Below are 2,085 nucleotides of genomic sequence, written 5' to 3' on the forward strand. Positions count from 1 at the left end.
ATTTCTATCAATCGAAAATTTTTGAGTTGATGCTTTGTTAAAAAAACGAAACTCCTTCTTAGCCCCGATTGGAACGGCATCCTTTTTTGAGGACGAAGGACGAAAAAAGATACAGTGGAAAGCGGGACTGCTTTTCGGAATAGGACGACTCGTGTTGCTCCTAATTATTTCCGTAATTTTGCATCCGTAAAACTTTCCCTTAACGAAAGTGTAACAAAAATATGAAAATAGTAGTAGGTTTATCTGGAGGTGTAGATTCCAGTGTTGCAGCGTATTTGTTGCAAAAACAAGGACATGAAGTGGTGGCACTTTTTATGCGAAATTGGAACGATGCGTCGGTAACTTTGGAAGATGAATGCCCGTGGATTGAGGACAGCAATGATGCTTTGATGGTGGCGAAAAAATTGGGAATTCCGTATCAGGTCATCGATATGAGCGAATTGTACAAAGAGAAAATTGTGGATTATATGTTCGATGAATATAAAAAAGGTCGAACACCAAATCCCGACGTTTTGTGTAACCGTGAAGTGAAGTTTGATGTTTTTATGAAAACAGCCTTATCGCTTGGTGCTGAGAAAGTTGCGACAGGACATTACGCACAAGTGAACTCTACTTTTGATGAAAATGGAAAGGAAATTTTTCATCTTTTGGCGGGGAAAGATAATAACAAAGATCAGTCGTATTTTTTGTGTCAATTAAACCAAGATCAATTGTCGAAATCGTTGTTTCCGATTGGGGAATTAACCAAACCTGAAGTTCGGGAAATCGCAAGAGCAATGGATTTGGTAACGGCGGATAAAAAAGATTCGCAAGGATTATGTTTCATCGGGAAAGTGAGTTTACCAACTTTTCTGCAACAACAGCTTGAGCCAAAAGAAGGCGAAATTGTAGAAATTTTTAAAAATTTCGACGGTTTTCATCAAGAAACACCTGAGTTTTTATCAAAATTAGAAGAATTAGAATTTATTTCTCAAAAAATAAAATACGAAAAATCAGATGGAAAAGTAATTGGCAAACATCAAGGTGCGCATTATTTTACTGTCGGTCAAAGTAAAGGTTTAGGAATTGGCGGACATGTGGAATCTTGCTTTTTGATTTCCAGAGATATGAAAACCAACACGGTTTATGTGGGTGAAGGAAAAAATTTCCCAGGGCTTTTCCGAAAAGCTTTAAAAATAGAAAACTCCGAAGTACATTGGGTTCGTGAAGATTTGCGTTTGCAAAATGGCGAATCGATGAAAATACAAGCGAGAATCCGATACCGACAAACTTTGGAAGAAGCAACGCTTTATCAGTTCGAAGAAGGATTTTATATCGAGTTTGAAAATCCACAATCTGCCATTGCCGAAGGGCAATTTGCTGCGTGGTATTTGGAAGATGAATTGGTGGGAAGTGGCGTGATTTCGTAAAAGAGCCAAGGAAAAAGTAAAAAGAACCAAGAACTTTCGTTTCTAAAATAATTTATAAAAACCTTTAATGAAACTTTTCTTATTAAAGGTTTTTGTTGTTTAATAGTAAAGATTTTATTAAACGAAAATGAAAACTTTCGACTCAGGAAAATATATCAATCAAGGATATTACAAGAGCTTTCAACCCAATTTTATCAATAGAGATTGGATGATCGAAGATATGGAGATTCAAAGTTTATTGAGCAAAGCCAATATATACAATTGGGTCGGTTAGATTTTTTCTCGCAATATGTAAATATTGATTTATTTATCAGCATGCACATTGTGAAAGAAACAACACAATCTACCAAAATAGAAGGAACACAAACCAATATGGAAGAAACGTTTCTTCAAAAAGAAGATCTTGCTTTGGATAAAAGGGACGATTGGGACGAAGTTCAAAATTACATTTTAGCGATGAAAACGGCAGCAAATGATTTGGAAAAACTACCAATTTCTGCAAGATTGATAAAAAACACGCACAAAACTTTGATTTCCGGAGTTACTGAAACAGCCAAAATAGGAGTTGAAACTTTTGATGGAATTTTAAAATTACAAAGAGACGTAAACGAAAAATTAATTCAACATAAAGAAAAAACAGAAGATGCCAGAAAAATTGTATCATATCTTTATGAAA

At 35.2% G+C, this 2,085-nt stretch carries 3 protein-coding genes; all 3 read left to right on the top strand.

From position 1 onward, the window contains the following. Positions 1–221: 221 nt before the first annotated feature. Positions 222–1,409 carry a tRNA 2-thiouridine(34) synthase MnmA gene (mnmA, locus tag WBY99_RS05650; RefSeq protein WP_423975359.1) on the top strand — a complete coding sequence of 396 codons (1,188 nt, stop codon included), beginning with the start codon at positions 222–224 and terminating at the stop codon, positions 1,407–1,409. 127 nt (positions 1,410–1,536) lie between these two features. Further along, complete coding sequence (locus WBY99_RS05655; RefSeq protein ID WP_423975360.1) at positions 1,537–1,683, top strand: hypothetical protein; 147 nt, start codon at positions 1,537–1,539, stop codon at positions 1,681–1,683. Then, positions 1,671–2,085: Fic/DOC family N-terminal domain-containing protein (locus WBY99_RS05660; RefSeq protein WP_423975361.1), on the top strand; the 415-nt coding region annotated here is incomplete at its 3' end. The genes WBY99_RS05655 and WBY99_RS05660, both read left to right, overlap by 13 nt.

Source organism: Kaistella sp. (assembly GCF_049588135.1).
Taxonomy (GTDB): Bacteria; Bacteroidota; Bacteroidia; order Flavobacteriales; family Weeksellaceae; genus Kaistella.